At 55.0% G+C, this 16,386-nt stretch carries 17 protein-coding genes; 11 read left to right on the forward strand and 6 right to left on the reverse strand.

From position 1 onward, the window contains the following. Positions 1–318: 318 nt before the first annotated feature. From dppA to dppF, 5 genes are all read left to right on the forward strand, one after another. Positions 319–1,926, forward strand: a complete 1,608-nt coding sequence (dppA, locus tag ACX9GU_RS01390) for a dipeptide ABC transporter periplasmic-binding protein DppA (protein WP_473193636.1) — start codon at positions 319–321, stop codon at positions 1,924–1,926. Positions 1,927–2,211: 285 nt separating this feature from the next. Beyond that, a complete protein-coding gene (gene dppB, locus ACX9GU_RS01395) occupies positions 2,212–3,231 on the forward strand; it encodes a dipeptide ABC transporter permease DppB (RefSeq protein WP_473193637.1) in 1,020 nt (339 codons plus the stop codon). Positions 3,232–3,242: 11 nt separating this feature from the next. Next, positions 3,243–4,145, forward strand: coding sequence for a dipeptide ABC transporter permease DppC (gene dppC, locus ACX9GU_RS01400; RefSeq protein WP_186486909.1), 903 nt, complete (start codon positions 3,243–3,245; stop codon positions 4,143–4,145). Positions 4,146–4,159: 14 nt separating this feature from the next. Next, positions 4,160–5,140, forward strand: a complete 981-nt coding sequence (dppD, locus tag ACX9GU_RS01405) for a dipeptide ABC transporter ATP-binding protein (protein WP_473193638.1) — start codon at positions 4,160–4,162, stop codon at positions 5,138–5,140. Then, a complete protein-coding gene (gene dppF / locus ACX9GU_RS01410; RefSeq protein WP_021181580.1) occupies positions 5,137–6,126 on the forward strand; it encodes a dipeptide ABC transporter ATP-binding subunit DppF in 990 nt (329 codons plus the stop codon). The genes dppD and dppF overlap by 4 nt, the downstream gene beginning before the upstream one ends. A 133-nt stretch (positions 6,127–6,259) precedes the next feature. Here dppF and ACX9GU_RS01415 read toward each other — a convergent pair whose 3' ends face one another. Next, on the reverse strand, positions 6,260–6,616 hold the full coding sequence (locus ACX9GU_RS01415) for a helix-turn-helix domain-containing transcriptional regulator (protein ID WP_473193639.1): 357 nt from the start codon (positions 6,614–6,616) through the stop codon (positions 6,260–6,262). After that, on the reverse strand, positions 6,603–6,944 hold the full coding sequence (locus ACX9GU_RS01420; RefSeq protein ID WP_473193640.1) for a type II toxin-antitoxin system RelE/ParE family toxin: 342 nt from the start codon (positions 6,942–6,944) through the stop codon (positions 6,603–6,605). The genes ACX9GU_RS01415 and ACX9GU_RS01420 overlap by 14 nt, the downstream gene beginning before the upstream one ends. Positions 6,945–7,221: 277 nt before the next feature. Here ACX9GU_RS01420 and ACX9GU_RS01425 point away from each other — a divergent pair, with 277 nt between their 5' ends. From ACX9GU_RS01425 to ACX9GU_RS01435, 3 genes are all read left to right on the forward strand, one after another. Continuing rightward, entirely contained in the window at positions 7,222–7,524 is a 303-nt protein-coding gene (locus ACX9GU_RS01425; RefSeq protein WP_473193641.1) for a hypothetical protein, read from the forward strand. A 160-nt stretch (positions 7,525–7,684) separates the two neighbouring features. Then, a complete protein-coding gene (locus ACX9GU_RS01430) occupies positions 7,685–7,810 on the forward strand; it encodes a hypothetical protein (RefSeq protein WP_473193642.1) in 126 nt (41 codons plus the stop codon). An 84-nt stretch (positions 7,811–7,894) separates the two neighbouring features. Next, the gene (locus ACX9GU_RS01435; protein ID WP_473193643.1) at positions 7,895–8,188 is read left to right on the forward strand and encodes an RES family NAD+ phosphorylase; all 294 of its coding nucleotides are present in this window, start codon (positions 7,895–7,897) and stop codon (positions 8,186–8,188) included. 166 nt (positions 8,189–8,354) lie between these two features. Here the strand turns inward: ACX9GU_RS01435 and ACX9GU_RS01440 are convergent, their stop codons facing one another. From ACX9GU_RS01440 to bcsE, 4 genes are all read right to left on the reverse strand, one after another. Continuing rightward, complete coding sequence (locus ACX9GU_RS01440; RefSeq protein ID WP_473193644.1) at positions 8,355–9,029, reverse strand: hypothetical protein; 675 nt, start codon at positions 9,027–9,029, stop codon at positions 8,355–8,357. A 165-nt stretch (positions 9,030–9,194) separates the two neighbouring features. Then, positions 9,195–10,850, reverse strand: coding sequence for a cellulose biosynthesis protein BcsG (bcsG, locus tag ACX9GU_RS01445; RefSeq protein ID WP_473193645.1), 1,656 nt, complete (start codon positions 10,848–10,850; stop codon positions 9,195–9,197). A gap of 2 nt (positions 10,851–10,852) precedes the next feature. Further along, on the reverse strand, positions 10,853–11,050 hold the full coding sequence (gene bcsF / locus ACX9GU_RS01450; protein WP_065684905.1) for a cellulose biosynthesis protein BcsF: 198 nt from the start codon (positions 11,048–11,050) through the stop codon (positions 10,853–10,855). Further along, positions 11,047–12,609: a cellulose biosynthesis protein BcsE gene (bcsE, locus tag ACX9GU_RS01455; RefSeq protein WP_473193646.1), complete on the reverse strand. Its 1,563-nt coding sequence runs from the start codon at positions 12,607–12,609 to the stop codon at positions 11,047–11,049. Before bcsE ends, bcsF begins: the two co-directional genes overlap by 4 nt. Before the next feature lie 194 nt (positions 12,610–12,803). On the opposite strand from bcsE, the gene bcsR reads away from it, so the two are divergent. Genes bcsR through bcsA form a run of 3 tightly spaced genes read left to right on the forward strand, consistent with a single transcriptional unit; the run spans position 12,804 to position 16,339 of the window. After that, positions 12,804–12,998, forward strand: a complete 195-nt coding sequence (gene bcsR, locus ACX9GU_RS01460; protein ID WP_473193647.1) for a cellulose biosynthesis protein BcsR — start codon at positions 12,804–12,806, stop codon at positions 12,996–12,998. A gap of 3 nt (positions 12,999–13,001) precedes the next feature. After that, the gene (gene bcsQ / locus ACX9GU_RS01465) at positions 13,002–13,739 is read left to right on the forward strand and encodes a cellulose biosynthesis protein BcsQ (protein ID WP_473193648.1); all 738 of its coding nucleotides are present in this window, start codon (positions 13,002–13,004) and stop codon (positions 13,737–13,739) included. Further along, complete coding sequence (bcsA, locus tag ACX9GU_RS01470) at positions 13,736–16,339, forward strand: UDP-forming cellulose synthase catalytic subunit (RefSeq protein WP_473193649.1); 2,604 nt, start codon at positions 13,736–13,738, stop codon at positions 16,337–16,339. Before bcsQ ends, bcsA begins: the two co-directional genes overlap by 4 nt. Positions 16,340–16,386: the final 47 nt, after the last annotated feature.

Consider the following 16,386-nt stretch of genomic DNA (forward strand, 5'->3'; position numbering starts at 1 on the left):
CACAAGTTTTAATGCTGTAAATGTTGCTGAAAGGTTTTTTTTATGTTTGCTTGCTGTTTCTCACAGTCTGGGTAAATCCCTACTGGTTATATTGACGGCACCCCAAACAGTTGGCAATTTGGTACCCTCAGGGATAAGAGTGAGAGGTGTATGAGTGGAATTCACTCGCTCAAACGCCCCTGCCGTGATGCGTTCCATCCGGCATTCTCGCGCTTTTTATTCCTCCTGCCTTCGGGCACTGACCGCACAGGCCGCGTAACAAAAAATATTAGGCTCTGGCGGTAATACACACACCACATCACATACGGAGCACTAGCGATGACAAGTTCCTTGGGTAAATCAGGGATTCTGAAATTCGGTATCGGCCTGATTGCGCTGACCGTTGCGGCCAGCGTGCAGGCAAAGACGCTGGTTTACTGTTCTGAAGGTTCTCCTGAAGGGTTCAACCCGCAGTTGTTCACCTCCGGCACCACCTATGATGCCAGCTCAGTGCCAATCTATAACCGCCTGGTTGAGTTCAAACTGGGCACCACCGAACTGGAACCTGGCCTGGCAGAGAAGTGGGACGTCAGCGAAGACGGTAAAACCTACACCTTCCACCTGCGCAAAGGCGTGAAGTGGCAGGACAGCAAAGATTTCAAACCTACCCGTGATTTCAATGCCGACGACGTGGTGTACTCCTTCATGCGTCAGCTCGATCCCAACCACCCTTACCACAAGGTTTCTGGCGGCAGCTATGAATACTTCCAGGGTATGGGCATGCAGGATCTGATCAGCAAAGTCGAGAAAGTGGACGACAACACCGTTCGCTTCACGCTGACCCGTCCAGAAGCGCCATTCCTGGCTGACCTGGGCATGGACTTCGCTTCCATCCTGTCTGCAGAATATGCCGACAAGATGATGAAAGCCGGCACGCCAGAGAAAGTGGACCTGAACCCAGTGGGTACCGGGCCGTTCCAACTGCTGCAGTACCAGAAAGACTCCAAAATCCTCTACAAGGCCTTTGACGGTTTCTGGGGCACCAAGCCGAAGATCGATCGCCTGGTGTTCTCCATCACGCCAGATGCCTCTGTGCGTTACGCCAAGCTGCAGAAAAACGAGTGCCAGGTCATGCCGTACCCGAACCCGGCAGACATCGCTCGCATGAAGCAGGACAAAACCATCAACCTGATGGAACAGCCTGGCCTGAACGTCGGTTACCTGTCGTTCAACACCCAGAAGAAACCGCTGGATAACGTGAAGGTGCGTCAGGCACTGACCATGGCGGTGAACAAGCAGGCCATCGTGGATGCGGTGTATCAGGGGGCGGGCCAACCTGCCAAAAACCTGATCCCACCAACCATGTGGGGCTATAACGACGAGGTCAAAGATTACACCTATGATCCGGTCAAGGCTAAAGAGCTGCTGAAAGAGGCAGGCATGCCGGAGGGTTTCTCCATCGATCTGTGGGCGATGCCGGTACAGCGTCCGTATAACCCGAACGCACGTCGTATGGCTGAAATGATCCAGTCCGACTGGGCGAAGATTGGCGTCAATGCCAAGATTGTCACCTACGAGTGGGGCGAATACCTCAAGCGTGCCAAAGACGGTGAGCACCAGACGGTGATGATGGGCTGGACCGGTGACAATGGGGATCCAGACAACTTCTTCGCTACCCTGTTTAGCTGTGCGGCCGCAGAAGATGGTTCCAACTATTCCCGTTGGTGCTACAAGCCGTTTGAAGATCTGATCCAACCGGCTCGTTCTGAATCGAACCACGACAAACGTGCAGAACTCTACAAGCAGGCTCAGGTAGTGATGCACGATCAGGCTCCGGCGCTGATTGTTGCCCACTCCACCGTTTACGAGCCAGTGCGTAAAGAAGTGAAGGGCTATGTGGTCGATCCGCTTGGTAAACATCACTTTGAGAACGTTTCTCTGGACTAAGCCTACCAAGGCTGGTTGAAGGACTGGGATATACCCGTCGTCTTTCAAGCTGCAGCGTTGTTACCTGCACTCACTCACCCCAGTCACTTACTGAAGTAAGCTCCTGGGGATGAGTGAGCTTGGTGCCTAGCTGCAACTTGAAATTCATAGGGTATACAAAATGCAGGGGCGCAATACGTTGTGCCCCTGCATTCCCGTCCCCAGAAGAATGTCGTGAAGCGTGTGAGTTTTAATAAGCCTGGCGGACGATGAGCTGCCGGGCACTTGATACAGAGAGTTCGGGATATGTTGCAGTTCATACTCCGACGTTTGGGGTTAGTTATCCCAACGTTTATCGGCATAACGTTGCTGACTTTTGCATTCGTCCATATGATCCCCGGCGATCCGGTGACCATTATGGCCGGGGAACGCGGGATCTCCGCAGAGCGCCATGCACAACTCATGGCAGAGATGGGGCTGGATAAACCGCTCTATCACCAATACTTCACTTACGTCACCAACGTGCTGCATGGCGATTTGGGGACGTCCCTCAAAAGCCGTATCTCCGTGTGGGAAGAGTTTGTGCCGCGCTTTAAGGCCACCCTGGAACTGGGCCTGTGCGCGATGCTCTTCGCGGTGATTGTCGGTATCCCTGTGGGGGTGCTGGCGGCCGTCAAGCGGGGTTCGGTGTTTGACCATACCGCCGTGGGTCTCTCCCTGACTGGTTATTCAATGCCGATCTTCTGGTGGGGCATGATGCTGATCATGCTGGTTTCGGTACAGCTCAACCTCACGCCCGTATCGGGGCGAATAAGCGATACGGTCTTCCTCGATGACAGCCTGCCGCTGACCGGCTTTATGCTGATCGACACCCTGTTCTGGGGTGAGCCGGGTGATTTCATCGACGCCGTGATGCATATGATCCTGCCTGCCATCGTGTTGGGCACCATCCCGCTGGCGGTTATCGTGCGTATGACCCGTTCCTCCATGCTGGAAGTGCTGGGTGAAGACTATATCCGTACTGCGCGCGCCAAGGGTGTGAGCCGTATGCGGGTGATCGTGGTGCATGCGTTGCGTAACGCCTTGCTGCCGGTGGTGACGGTGATTGGCCTTCAGGTCGGTACCTTGCTGGCCGGGGCGATCCTGACCGAAACCATCTTCTCCTGGCCGGGGCTTGGCCGCTGGCTGATGGATGCGTTGCAACGCCGTGATTACCCGGTTGTTCAGGGCGGCGTATTGTTGGTCGCCTGTATGATTATTCTGGTTAACCTGCTGGTAGACGTGCTCTACGGCGTGGTCAACCCGCGTATTCGCCACAAGAAATAAGGGGCGCTCTGATGTCTCAAATTACCGAGTCTGTAGTGAAAGGTGCGCCGAAGCCAATGACCCCGTTCCAGGAGTTTTGGCACTATTTCAAGCGCAACAAAGGGGCCGTGGTTGGCCTGGTTTATATCGTGGTCATGCTGGTGGTTGCCGTGGGGGCCGGGTTCCTGGCTCCACATGCGCCTGCGGAACAGTTCCGTGATGCCCTGCTTAGGCCGCCGGTCTGGGAGGATGGCGGCAGCTGGAAGTTTATTCTGGGTACCGACGATGTCGGCCGTGATGTGCTGTCTCGCCTGATGTACGGTGCCAGGCTCTCGCTGTTGGTCGGCTGCCTGGTGGTGGTGCTTTCGCTGGTGATGGGCGTGGTATTCGGCCTGTTGGCCGGTTATTTCGGCGGCGTAGTCGATGCCATCATCATGCGCGTGGTCGATATCATGCTGGCACTGCCAAGCCTGCTGTTGGCGTTGGTGCTGGTGGCGGTGTTTGGGCCCTCGATCGTTAACGCCTCGCTGGCGCTGACCTTCGTTGCTTTGCCGCATTATGTCCGCTTGACCCGCGCTGCGGTGCTGGTGGAAGTGAACCGCGATTACGTGACGGCTTCCCGCGTGGCGGGGGCTGGGGCGGCGCGTCAGATGTTCGTCAATATCCTGCCAAACTGCCTGGCACCGCTGATCGTGCAGGCTTCTCTCGGTTTCTCGAACGCCATTCTGGATATGGCCGCTCTCGGCTTCCTGGGTATGGGTGCGCAACCGCCAACGCCGGAGTGGGGTACCATGCTCTCCGACGTACTGCAGTTCGCGCAAAGTGCCTGGTGGGTTGTGACCTTCCCAGGGGTGGCCATTCTGCTGACGGTTTTGGCCTTTAACCTGATGGGGGACGGCTTGCGTGATGCTCTCGACCCCAAACTCAAGCAGTAACAGAGGAAGAGAGAATGGCGTTATTAAATGTAGACAAGCTTTCGGTGCACTTCGGTGACGAAGGTGCGCCGTTCCGCGCGGTAGACCGAATCAGCTACAGCGTAGAACAGGGGCAGGTGGTTGGCATCGTCGGCGAATCCGGCTCCGGTAAATCCGTCAGCTCGCTGGCGATCATGGGGTTGATCGATTATCCCGGCAAGGTGATGGCTGACAAGCTGGAGTTCAACGGCCAAGACCTGCGGAAAATCTCGGAAAAAGAGCGCCGGCAACTGGTGGGCTCCGAAGTCGCGATGATCTTCCAGGATCCGATGACCAGCCTGAACCCATGCTATACCGTCGGTTTCCAGATTATGGAAGCGCTGAAGGTGCATCAGGGCGGTAATCGCCGCACCCGTCGCCAACGCGCTATCGATCTGCTCAATCAGGTAGGCATTCCCGATCCGGCCTCGCGGCTGGACGTTTACCCTCATCAGCTTTCTGGCGGGATGAGCCAGCGTGTGATGATCGCCATGGCGATCGCCTGCCGGCCCAAGCTGCTGATTGCGGATGAACCGACAACCGCGCTCGACGTGACTATCCAGGCCCAGATCATTGAGCTGCTGCTCGAGCTGCAACAGCGCGAAAATATGGCGCTGCTGCTGATCACCCACGATCTGGCGTTGGTGGCGGAAGCGGCACATCACATCATCGTGATGTATGCCGGGCAGGTGGTGGAATCCGGCAAGGCGGTAGAAATTTTCCGTTCGCCGCGCCACCCGTACACCCAGGCGCTGCTGCGCGCATTGCCTGAGTTTGCTACCGACAAGGCGCGTTTGGCCTCGCTGCCTGGCGTGGTCCCGGGCAAGTACGATCGGCCAGAAGGCTGCTTGCTGAACCCGCGTTGCCCGTATGCTACCCAACACTGTCGCGAAGAAGAGCCGGAACTGCGCAGCATTCCCGGCCGTCAGGTTAAATGTCACACACCGCTGGATGATGCGGGGAGGCCGACCGTATGAGCCAGAACCACCCTTTATTGCAGGCCATTGACCTGAAAAAACACTACCCGGTCAAGAAGGGGCTGTTTGCCCCGGAACGGCTGGTAAAAGCGCTGGACGGGGTTTCCTTTACCCTTGAGCGCGGTAAAACCTTGGCGGTGGTTGGGGAGTCTGGCTGTGGCAAGTCCACGCTGGGCCGCCTGTTGACCATGATCGAAATCCCTACCGGTGGTGAGTTGTACTATCAGGGGCAAGATCTGCTTAAGCCGGACGTGACGGCAGAGAAGCTGCGCCGCCAGAAGATCCAGATCGTGTTCCAGAATCCTTATGGATCGCTCAACCCGCGTAAGAAGGTGGGGCAGATCCTCGAGGAGCCGCTGTTGATCAACACCTCGTTGAGCAGCGCCGAACGGCGTGAGAAAGCGCTGGAGATGATGGCGAAGGTCGGCCTGAAAACCGAACATTACGACCGCTATCCACATATGTTCTCCGGCGGGCAGCGGCAACGTATCGCCATTGCGCGTGGGCTGATGCTCAACCCGGACGTGGTGATTGCCGATGAGCCCGTCTCTGCGCTGGACGTGTCCGTGCGTGCGCAGGTGCTGAACTTGATGATGGATCTGCAACAGGATCTGGGGCTGTCTTACGTGTTCATCTCCCACGATCTGTCGGTGGTGGAGCACATTGCTGATGAAGTGATGGTGATGTACCTGGGCCGCTGTGTGGAGAAGGGCAGTAAAGACGCCATCTTCAACAATCCGCGCCATCCGTACACTCAGGCACTGCTTTCCGCTACGCCGCGCCTGAACCCGGATATGCGCCGTGAGCGCATCAAGCTGACCGGTGAACTGCCAAGCCCGATGAACCCACCGCCGGGCTGTGCGTTCAACGCCCGCTGCCGCCGTGCCTTTGGCACCTGTACCCAGCTGCAACCGCAGCTCAAGCAGTATGGTGACCAGATGGTGGCCTGCTTTGCCGTCGACCAGGACGAAGCGGCTGGGTCTTGAGACTATTAACCGGGCTCGCAACGTAGATACTCTGCGTGCTACGCCCGGTTACCTCAGCGACATTAACACTCGATCTTCAATCTGACGCCGGTAGCGATACCGGCGTTTTTTATGAGTGCAGTTCAGAAACTTACTAGGCGCGAAGTGGTGTTAAGCGCACACCGGCAGCACGGGTAATTTCTGTCAGTGTTTTGATAGTCGGATTACCTTCAGCAGACAACGCCCGGTAAATGTTTTGGCGGGCAAGGCCTGAGCGTTTAGAGATTTCGCCAACGCCACCACGGGCTTCAATAACCCGGCGTAGTGCGGTAAGAAATGCAGGTACGCCGCCTTCTTCATAGATGTCTTCTAACGCAGTTTGTAAATAGATTTCTGCGTAGGCAGGATCGGCGCGCAACTCCGCTATGAGCTGTGCTTCACGGTCTACAGCAGGCGGGAATTCCTGAGCGACCGCCATTGGGGTTGCCTCTGTTTTGTTAGTCGCTGTCATTTTTCGATCTCGCTTTGTAGTCCTGTAAATAACTGACGGCCTTGTCTAAATCGCCATCTTGGGATTTTTTAGTACCACCGATCAACAGCAGGATTATCTCGCCAGCCTCTACTGAGTAATAAACACGGTACCCAAGGCCATAATTAATACGCATTTCCCATACGCCGTCCCGTTCGAACTTATGATCGCCGAAGTTTCCAGCCTCCGCTCGGTCAACGCTGTTATCTACTTTGGAAACGGCACGCGGGTCCTTCTTTTTGAGTTTTTGCCGCCATTCATTGAATGGTTGCCTTCCGTTCTCATCCTGATAGTACTTAGATTGATACATCCTTTCCCCCTCATTCCCTGAAGTTAATGTTAATGTAACTTATAAGTTACTCCGATGCAATGTTCATTTTGGACAGCGCCAGATAGCTGCTTGGGGTGTCCCCGTTTGCCTCAGCAACATTGCCACTTTGGTATCAATCTGTTGTGACACATTCAGTAATTATGTAGAACATGAGATTGGCTGGCTATGCTGCTTCCATTGCGAACTTATCGTTGGTTTGGTAATAATGGTCTCTTTCGCACAATGCAGTTACGCCAGAATTCAGGGAGTGAATGGCATGAAAGACATTATTGTGTTACTCGTTGTCGGTATTGTGTGTTTTCTGTTGATTGTTGCCAGGTTACGTAGTGGGATCACTTTAAAAAATACGCCCTTTTATTGTTTATGTGTATCCTTTATTTCAATCTTAGAGATAACCAACGCCATTTATGTCCCTTATTCATACCGTCATAACGCTTTATATAATAATGATGAATGGTTCCCCTACGATTATTATTATATTGCAACATGGGGAGTGGTATTGGCGACAGCGTTTTTCTTATTGGTCCACTCATTTTTAACGCGTAAGTCGTCGCGGTAATACCAATACTATATTTTTCGAACTTAGTATTGATAACCATATGATTAAAATTGAAATAACATTCAGTGTGAGTGGCGTGAACCAACAGGAGTTCCCATGTTTACGAACCCCCAATGCTGATTTCAAAAGCATGCTAGCTCAATGTTTACCAAGGTAGGTAATGATGATCATCGAATACAAGGGTAATTTACATGATCGCCTAACAAAAATTATGGACCTGGAAGATCAGGGCGAGCTGCGGGTAACGAAGCTTATCGCCGTGGGGGCGGGTTATTACAAGTTGTAGGATCAGTATTATGGCGGAAAAGGTGTCTTTTTTAACCCCAATAGCGAAAACCGTTTCTCATTGCCCGATAAGTCTAAATGGCCGATGTATCTGGCTGAGTCGCCTCATACCGCATGTAGTGAGTTCTATCAGAATGAGGACTTCATTGACCGTTCGGATTTTACAACGAACTGTATGGTGGAAATCGCGGTGCAAAAGCCGCTGAAGGTCTTTGACGAAACTCGACTGGCTCCGCATTTGAGGATCTCCGTCGGGGATTTGATGGGGCCAAGATCTGTCTACACTTTCACCCAACAACTGTCGAAAGCGCTGGCTGATCATGCAGACGGACTAGAGTATTTGTCCCGGCATAATGGGCAGCCCTGTGTGGTACTTTAGTCCGATAAACTCGATGGGGGTGGGATATTGTTAACGACATCAGTGACTAGACTGAGTAAGTATGAACACCAGGGAAAAACCGCCAGGCAGATCCTCAAGTCCGAATGTAACTTACGGATTACAGGATAAATCAGGGGAAGCAGTGCCAAGTATGAATGACACCGCTTTAAACCGCGTTGTTGGTTCCGAAGTTGTCCGCCAGAATGCGCAGATGCGCCATTTCTTGCTCTGTAGCGCCCCGCCGTAATATATCCAGCGCTGTAGTCTTTTCTGCGCAACCGGGCATCTCAATTTTTCGGGTGAAGAAGTTGCATTTACGTACGCTGCTTACATTATGCGTTATCCGTGCCAGTAACTCCTGTAAGCCTTTCAACATCCCATTATCACTAAATCTTTCATCGATAGAAAACTGAAATACTGGATACAATTTTTCGGCACCCCACTCTAATACAATGAGTTTATTATGTTTTCCGTATTTATGAATAGTGGGAACCGATAACCCCAGCAGTCCTTTGACGGTCGTGGATTTATGGACACCGCCGTATTTTTCCAGGCTATTTAAAAATGCCAACCTAGCTTCGGCATATTCTTCCTGCTCGTTTTTTTCCACGTTGGTGTTGTTTATCACCGACTGGGTGAGCGCCAGAATTTTCAGTTCTGACCAAAATTCACCATCGGACAGAGTGAGTAGTGACAGCAGTTTCTCTCCCTCTACGCTAGTGAGTGCGTCGACAAATTTTTTGCCGACGTTTTCTAGGCGTGTCTGGATCAGTGCTTTTTCGGTGTGCTCGGGGTTGAACCGGTGAGCACGAGTGCTTTTGTTCATGGTCATTGTCGTCATGGTGACCTCGCCCCAAGTGTTTAAGATTTACATAATATGATGATAGATTAAATCTTAAAAACGAGCAAGTTTTGAACATTTACAAAGCGGATGATAAATTGACGGGGAATCTAGCCAAACAAGGAAGAGCCTCTAGTCGCAAAACATAAAGGCTCCCCTCACCAGTTACTGGGGATAAGGCACCCAATCCCCGCCATTAAGGCGAATATACGCCTTGCCCTGATACTGCATCACGATGGCATTGTCATTCTCCGAGATCACCGCCGTTTGCGGCAGGTTCTGCGTCAGCACTTGCCAGTCGACGCTTGGCGCAGTAAACACCTTGCCGTCCACCAACCGCGAGACCAACTCGGACAGCGCCAGATAGCTGCTCGGCGTTTTAATCTCCACCGGGCTGCCCTGATGCGGGGCCTGCATACCAACCAGTTTGATACCAACCGGCGTATGGGTAATGTTCAGGCTTGGGATATCCCGCAGGCCGGACATCTGCATTTTGTCGCCCGTCAGCGCCGCACCGTGCTCCGGCACGATCACCACCATCACCTTGCGCCCGGATTTCTGTAGCTCATCAAGGAAAGTGTTCAACTGATCGAAGAGTTGCTGCGCTCGGGGCTGGTAATCGGCGGTCTGTTTACCCCCGACAAAGCGGTTGCCGTCATGCAGCGGGATCAGGTTGAAGAAGGTGGCGGTGCGGGCATCGCCGCCCTGTTTCTGCTGATCGAGCCAGCGGTTGAGCAGTTGCAGATCGTTATAGATGGGTTCACCGTCGAATGAGGCCAGTTCGTTGCCGATCCCGGCCTGGGACATCAGCGGAGCCTGCATATCACCTTGCTCACGTACTTCTTTCAGGAAGTTACCGAACACGCCGGAGTGATCCAGCATCAACTGTTGTTTAAAGCCCAGCTTGGCCAGGTTATCAAACAGATAGCACTGCTGATTGGCGGGCTGATACAGATCGTGATGCGAAGGCTGGCCGCAGCTGGCGCGTAACAGGCGGATGGCCGCTGGGCCGCTGTACGCGGTGGCCGAGTTAAAGTTGGTGAACATAATGTCCATCTTGGCCCACAGCGGATGGTTGCGCAGATTGACGGCGTCCAGATCGGCCCAGGCCAGCGAACAGATATTGATGATCAGCACGTCAAACGGCTGGGCATCGGCGGGTAAGGCGGCCGGGAAGTGGGTCGCTCGGGCTTTTTCCTGCTGGTAGAACTGTTCCAGGTAGGCCGTGAGGTTGGCATTGGTCGGTGGGCCATTGGCCGCAGGCAGATTGCCGCCTTGTGTCGTCGCCGTGGCCGGTGTAGACGGGGTATCCGTCACCGTAGCGGTATTGGTGGCAGGCAGCAAGGAGACCGCCGGGCCAGCAATATTGACCACGTTCAACCACACCAATGCCGCCACGGTAAACACCGTGATGCGTATCCATTGAGCCAGGAACAGGTAGGCAATCAGCAGCACGAAGGCGGCGCCAATCATCTGCCAGTTGATAAAGCGGTTGGTCAGCTCCAGCAGGTAATCCGCGCTGAAACCGGTGAGCTGCGAACCCTGGCTAAGGATGCTGTTAATCCCTGGTAACCAGGTGTCGTGATAGAACAAACCGATACCGATAGGAATGGCGATCAGGTGACGCCAGCGGTGCCAGCGCGGCGACGGGATCGGCATCAGTAAAAAGGCCATAAATACCAGGTTGGGCAACGCATGGAAGTTCAGATAGCCGAACCACAGCAGGCCGAACTTGGCCAGGAAATAGAAGTTCCAGCCGCCAAGACCGCGCCAGTATCGCCATAAGGTATTGCCAGGTTGCGTTATTTTATCGTCACTCATGGTTATTTTTTACGCTTGATTTGAGAGGTGGAACCTGTGCGCACCCATAGCCCTGCCGACTTTAAATAGCGCGGTGATAACAACAAATTCTGCCAAGATCGGTGCCAGTTGGGGAAACGGCGATGCAGCAGGTATCCCGTTGGGATAAACACTATGGCGCACAGGATCACCAGTTGCACAATATCGTCAAGTGCGTTCACGGCTGTTCCTCCTGCCCGAGGCTCATCAGGGTGAAGGGAATAGGTTCCCGGCGTTCGGTCTGATGTTCCGTTGCTACGGCGTGGGTTGTGGCAGCGGCCGATTGCTGCTTGCTGGCGGGGAGCGAAAACTCGATATGCTGCCGCAACAGCCTGATTTTATCGATAATATCCACATCCTGATGCCACACTACCCGGTTACTGAACGCCTCGCCAACTGGCAGGCGGAAGACGAATTTTAGTGCGGTATCCAGATCGTTAATCCGGCAGGTGGAAAGGAACAGGAACAACCGATTCTGCGCCACGGTCATGATGTCGCCAAAACGCCGCAAATGGCACAGCGTCATCGATTGGCGGGCGCTCAACCCCGGTGCTGGTCGCAGGGCGACCATCACCCCTTTGCCATCTTCCGGCAACAGGGTATTTTCCATCAGCGAAGTCACCGCCCGGTTGAATTCCTCCAGCGGCAGGTAGCCTTTCAGTTGCAATGGCCGCAGCCCGGCGAGCAGGTTATCGATATCCGCCGGGACATGGCGCGACAACCGCTGGCCCTGGATGCCTTCCAGCATGGTCAAAAAATTGGAAAGCGGTGCCACGTGGGGCACGATCAGATTGGCACCGCAGGCCAGCAACAGGCGTTCGTCGCTGTAGCGCAGGCTGGCGCTCATCTCGCGCACCACAATCTTCAGCCCGTCGCCCCTGCTGCGGCGCAGGCTATGGATCTGATGGGCCAACTCGTCAATTTCGTCACTTTGATACAGGGCGAAGATCAGCGTGGCGGCGATGGTCAACATGCCACGCTGCGCCAGCTTGGTATTGTTCTCAAACAGTTGCCAACTGGCCGATAGGGGCGGGGCGCCCTCCAGAATGCGCTGTTCCGCCAGGCACAGGCCCTCGTCGTTGCGTTCCGGGGTAGGGGAGGGCTGGTTGCTGTCGTCCGCCCCTTGCCAGCCATCCGGGCCTTCGGTCAGGGTGAACAGCTGATTGGCATTGATGCCGTTTGCCGTGCTCCACCAGTGCACCAGATACTGGGCGCTGCCTTGCTGCCCCTGTAGGCTGGCCAGGCCGTTGAGAATACGGTGCTCGGTGGCTAGCTGGCCTTTGAGTTTGTTAACGCCGCTGCCGTGGCTGAGTATCACCAGCGTGCACTGCCGCTGGTGTAACCATTGGCCGAGTTGAGTGGCCCATTTGCGCAATTCATCGCTGGTAAAGGTTTGCCACAGGCTGGCGTGGGCCAACAGGATCAGTAAGCGGTTGCTGGGTTTTAGCTCACGCATCAGATCGTCGGCCAAATGCAGCAGCGCCGCCTTTTTTTCTGGCAGGCTATATAAAGGAAACTTTTTAATCGCAGAGGAAAGAGGCGTTGCCAATAAGGTGTCTGCCTGATTGCCGCTACCAATCAGTGCCAACTGGGTATTTTCTGCCTGGGCGGCGATGATCTGCCGGCAAAATAGGTTGGCATCGCTCTGGCGATCGATATTCACCCAGTAAAAGCCTGGGGATTGCATAGCCGACAACTCTTGCCAAATCCGTCGGATACCTAATGAAAAAGAGTGCGCCATAGATTTATTCTACTTTCGTTGAAAGTGGCGTAGACCAAACCCGATCGGGTCATTTTAAAAGCCTAATGTCAGAGTTAGCATAGCAAATCTAGCCATTAGAAGGATATTACCCGTTGAGATTCATCTTATTGGCCCAATTTTTTCTGAACGTTGCTATAGTCATTTAACATTAGCCTATTTTATGAGGCGGCAAGATGAATAATGATGCGTTTAGAGAGCGTTGGGAGAAAGCTCCGGTAGAACTTCAGGACGATCTACAGGCCTTAAGCCGCGCTTTTTCGTTGCCCAAGTTAAACTACATCGATATTTCACGCCAGGAACGGCTAGCACAAATGATGGTCCGCTGGCCGCTGTTGGCGGAGCTGGCCAGCAAGACGGGGAGTGTTTGAGTCATGCCGGTCATTGCATTGCAAGGGATTCGGGGCGGTGCTGGCACCACGTCAATCACTGCGGCGTTAGCCTGGGCGTTACAGCAGTTGGGCGAATCGGTACTGGCGATTGATCTGTCACCGGACAACCTGCTGCGATTGCACTTTAATATGCCCTTCGAACTGAACCGGGGCTGGGCTCGTGCAGAGCTGGATGGCACCGGGTGGCAGCAAGGGGCAATGCGTTACGGCAAAAAACTCGATTTTCTGCCGTTTGGCCGGTTAAGCGTGGCCGAACAGGTAAAAGTACGGCAGCAAGAGAGTGATCCCCCACAACGTTGGCATGATTTTCTGGCTCAGTTGCGTGCTTCTGGGCAGTATCGCTGGATCCTGCTGGATATCCCGGCGGGTGACGGCCCCCAGATTGAACAGCAGCTGGCGCTGGCCGACCAGGTTTTCCTGCTGCTTAACCCCGATGCCAATTGCCATGCGCGCCTGCATCAGCAACCATTGCCTACGGGCTGCCACCTACTGATTAATCACTACTCCTCGGCCAGCCCGTTGCAACAAGATCTGCATCAGCTGTGGCTGCAAACGCTGGCAGGTCTGTTGCCGCTGGTGATCCATCGTGATGAAGCGCTGGCGGAAGCGATGGCGGTCAAGCAGCCGCTGGGAGAGTATCGGCCGGAAAGCCTGGCGGCCGATGAAGTGCTGACGCTGGCCAACTGGTGTCTGCTCAACCTGCAGGACGCCGAGGTATGAGCAGGGTATTGAGCCTGCTGCTGGTGCCTCCCGTTCACCGGGCGGTGCAACAACGCTATCGCGCTTATCGCCATGCGGGGACCCCGGCATTTACCGCTGGCCTCACAACCCTGATGGTGGCCATCGGCTGGCTGTTGCTGCGGTTTGAATCCCCTGGCTGGCAAAAGGTGCAGGCGGGCCAAAGCTATTGGTTCCCCCATATTTCCCCCCATCGCCCACGCCCGGCAGACACGCTGCGTTATTTGTTGCAGGGGTTTTGGCTGCTGGTGACGCACAGCGGCCCGGCCCCGATGGGGCGCTCCTACTTTGCCGGTTGGCACCGTTTGCAACTGCGCTATGCGAACTGGTTGCAGAGTTTACCGCAGCGTTTACAGGGTGCCGGTATGGAGGAGCGGACGGTACAGCGCCTCAACCGGATGAATCACCGGGTACGGCGGGTGCTGTTTATCATTGCTGGCCTATTGGCCGGGCTGCTGGCTCTGCTGTGTATTTCCCAGCCCTTTGAACTGCCCGCCCAGTTTATTTTTGTGCTGCTGCTGTGGTGTATTGCCATGGTGGTGCGGCGTATTCCGGGCCGGTTACCCGGCCTGATGCTGATTGTGCTGTCGCTAACCGTTTCCTGCCGTTATTTATGGTGGCGCTATACCTCCACGCTGAACTGGGACGATCCGCTTAGCCTGATCTGCGGCCTATTATTGCTGGCGGCGGAAACCTATGCCTGGGTCGTGCTGGTACTGGGCTACTTCCAAACCGTGTGGCCGTTGAACCGCCAGCCGGTGCCGATGCCTGCCGACAGTAGCACCTGGCCGACCGTCGATCTGATGGTACCCACTTACAACGAAGACCTGGGCGTGGTGAAACCCACCATCTATGCGGCGCTGGGCATCGATTGGCCGAAAGATAAAATCAACATCTATATTCTCGACGACGGTAACCGGCCAGAGTTTAAAGCCTTTGCCGCAGAGGTCGGGGTGAAATACATCGCCCGGCCGACCCATGAACACGCCAAAGCGGGCAATATCAACAATGCGCTCAAGCACGCTAGCGGTGATTTTGTTGCCATCTTCGACTGCGATCACGTTCCCACGCGTTCTTTCCTGCAGTTGACCATGGGCTGGTTCTTTAAAGACCAGAAGCTGGCGATGCTGCAAACGCCGCACCACTTCTTCTCGCCCGACCCGTTTGAGCGCAACCTGGGGCGTTTTCGCCAGACGCCGAACGAAGGCACCTTGTTCTACGGGCTGGTGCAGGACGGCAATGATATGTGGGATGCCACCTTCTTCTGCGGCTCCTGCGCCATCTTGCGCCGTACGGCATTAGATGAGATCGGCGGCATCGCGGTGGAAACGGTGACCGAAGATGCCCATACCTCGCTGCGTCTGCACCGTCTTGGCCACACCTCGGCCTATATCCGTATTCCCCAGGCCGCCGGGTTGGCAACGGAAAGCCTGTCTGCCCATATCGGCCAACGCATTCGTTGGGCGCGCGGCATGGTGCAGATCTTCCGGTTGGATAACCCCTTACTGGGCAAAGGCCTGAAGTTTGCCCAGCGCCTGTGCTATGCCAACGCCATGCTGCACTTCCTGTCCGGTATTCCGCGCCTGATCTTCCTGACCGCGCCGCTGGCGTTTTTGTTGATGCATGCTTACATCATCTTCGCGCCAGCCTTGGCGATTGCGCTGTATGTGCTGCCCCACATGATCCACGCCAGCCTGACCAACTCACGTATTCAGGGCAAATACCGCCACTCCTTCTGGAGTGAAATCTACGAAACCGTGCTGGCCTGGTATATCGCCAGGCCGACCACCGTGGCCTTGTTCAACCCGCATAAAGGCAAGTTCAACGTCACCGCCAAAGGCGGGCTGGTTACGCAAGAGCACGTTGATTGGGTGATCACCCGGCCTTACCTGCTGTTGGTGATACTCAATCTGGCAGGACTGGGTTTTGGTGTGTGGCGCTTTTTCTACGGCCCGGCGGACGAGATGATGACGGTGGTGATCAGCCTGATTTGGGTGATCTACAACATGACCATCCTCGGTGGAGCAGTGGCCGTGGCGGTGGAGGCCAGGCAGGTACGGCAGTCGCATCGCGTGGAGATCGCCATGCCTGCGGCGGTAGCCCGGGCTGACGGACATCTGTTCCCCTGTACGCTGCGTGATTACTCCGACGGTGGTGTGGGTATCGAAATGCGCGTGCCGGATCAGTTGCAAGAGCATGACCAGATTGCACTGCTGCTTAAACGTGGCCAGCAGGAGTTCAGCTTCCCTTGCGTGGTGACGCGATCCCATGGCCGCTCGGTGGGGGTCCGCTTGGTCGCGCTCTCGACCCGCCAACATATCGAATTTATTCAATGCACCTTTGCCCGGGCCGATACCTGGGCACTGTGGCAAGACGCATTCCCGGAAGACCGGCCGGTGGACAGCCTGCGAGACGTGCTGATGCTAGGTTTCCATGGCTACCTGCGCATGGCGGACTATGCGCCGCCAACGATGCGCAAGATCCTGGTCGGCCTGACCTCACTGGCCACCTGGATCCTGTCATTTATTCCGCATGGCGTAGGAAGAGGTCGAGCTTCAACGGCCTCAGAGACGGTGGCGTAGGCTGTGTATCGTAACTGCCGGTTCGCAAGCCCTGCGAACCGGCCCCA

It is taken from the genome of Serratia sp. K1WW1 (assembly GCF_055790865.1).